At 64.0% G+C, this 2,150-nt stretch carries 1 protein-coding gene; it reads right to left on the bottom strand.

From position 1 onward, the window contains the following. The coding region (locus B0H98_RS17105; protein WP_208623643.1) for a beta strand repeat-containing protein at window positions 1-2,150 on the bottom strand (2,150 nt) is incomplete at both ends.

Genomic DNA, 2,150 nt, shown 5'->3' with positions numbered 1-2,150 from the left:
GTGTTGGTGTTACCCGCCGGGTCGATGACCGTGGCGGTCACGCTGACCGCAGTGTCGGTGGCGTTCAGGTCGGTGATCGTGACGCTGACACCGTTATCCAGGTCGGCTTGCGTCACCGGGCGGTTAACCAGCTCGTTACCCTTGCTATCGACCACTAGCAGGGTGTCGCCTACCTGAGTACCTTCACCCAGGGTGACCGTGGCATTGACGCCGTCGCGGATCTCGTCGGCGCTGTAGATATCGCCGGACGCCTCTTCCAGCGTGACGGAGACGGTCGGCGCCTGGGCGTCGATCGTGCCGTTAGCTGTCGACGTGTTGGTGTTACCCGCCGGATCGGTGACCGTAGCGGTGAGGCTCAGCGCGGTATCACCGGTATTCAGATCGGTGACCGTGACGCTGACACCGTCATCTAGATCGGCTTGCGTCACCGGGCGGTTGACCAGTTCGTTACCTTTGCCATCGACCACCACCAGGGTGTCGCCCACCTGAGTACCTTCACCCAGGGTGACCGTGGCGTTGACGCCGTCGCGGATCTCGTCGGCGCTGTAGATATCGCCGGTGGCGTCTTCCAGGGTGACGGAGACAGTCGGCGCCTGGGCGTCGATCACACCTCCCGCCGTCGTGGTGTTGGTGTTACCCGCCGGGTCAGTCACTGTCGCTGTGAGGCTCAGCGCGGTGTCACCAGCATTGAGGTCGGTCACCGTGACGCTGACACCGTTATCCAGATCGGCTTGCGTGACCGGACGGTTGACCAGTTCGTTACCCTTGCCATCGACCACCACCAGGGTGTCGCCCACCTGGGTACCTTCACCCAAGGTGACCGTGGCGTTGACGCCGTCGCGGATCTCGTCGGCGCTGTAGATATCGCCGGTGGCGTCTTCCAGCGTGACGGAGACGGTCGGCGCCTGGGCGTCAATCGTGCCGTTAGCCGTAGATGTGTTGGTGTTACCCGCCGGATCAGTGACCGTGGCGGTCACACTCAGCGCGGTGTCGGTGGCGTTGAGGTCGGTGACCGTGACGCTGACACCGTTATCCAGGTCGGCCTGGGTCACCGGGCGGTTAACCAGCTCGTTACCCTTGCCATCGACCACCACCAGGGTGTCGCCCACCTGGGTACCTTCACCCAAGGTGACCGTGGCATTCACGCCGTCGCGGATCTCGTCGGCGCTGTAGATATCGCCTGACGCGTCTTCCAACGTGACGGAGACAGTCGGCGCCTGGGCGTCGATTACACCTCCCGCCGTCGTGGTAGTGGTATTACCCGCCGGATCGGTGACCGTGGCGGTCACGCTCAGCGCGGTATCGGTGGCGTTGAGGTCGGTGACCGTGACGCTCACGCCGTTATCCAGATCGGCTTGCGTCACCGGGCGGTTGACCAGTTCGTTGCCCTTGCCATCGACCACTAGCAGGGTGTCGCCCACCTGAGTACCTTCACCCAGCGTGACCGTGGCGTTGACGCCGTCGCGGATCTCGTCGGCGCTGTAGATATCGCCGGACGCGTCTTCCAGCGTGACGGAGACGCTCGGCGCCTGGGCGTCGATCGTGCCGTTAGCTGTCGACGTGTTGGTGTTGCCCGCCGGATCAGTCACTGTCGCGGTGACACTAACATCGGTGTCGGTGGCGTTCAGGTCGGTGACCGTGACGCTCACCCCGTTCTCCAGATCGGCTTGGGTGACCGGGCGGTTGACCAGCTCGTTGCCTTTACCATCGACCACCACCAGGGTGTCGCCCACCTGAGTACCTTCACCCAGGGTAACCGTGGCGTTGACGCCATCGCGGATCTCGTCGGCGCTGTAGATATCGCCGGTGGCGTCTTCCAGGGTGACGGAGACGGTTGGCGCCTGGGCGTCGATCACGCCTCCCGCCGTCGTGGTGTTGGTGTTACCCGCCGGGTCAGTCACTGTCGCAGTGACGCTGACCGCCGTGTCACCGGTGTTCAAATCGGTCACCGTGACGCTGACGCCGTTATCCAGATCGGCCTGGGTCACCGGGCGGTTGACCAGCTCGTTACCTTTACCATCGACCACCACCAGGGTGTCGCCCACCTGAGTACCTTCACCCAGGGTGACCGTGGCGTTGACGCCGTCGCGGATCTCGTCGGCGCTGTAGATATCGCCGGTGGCGTCTTCCAGGGTGACGGAGACGGTCGG

The organism is Vreelandella songnenensis (assembly GCF_003002925.1).
Classification (GTDB): Bacteria; Pseudomonadota; Gammaproteobacteria; order Pseudomonadales; family Halomonadaceae; genus Vreelandella; species Vreelandella songnenensis.
This window is presented reverse-complemented; position numbering and strand designations above follow the sequence as displayed.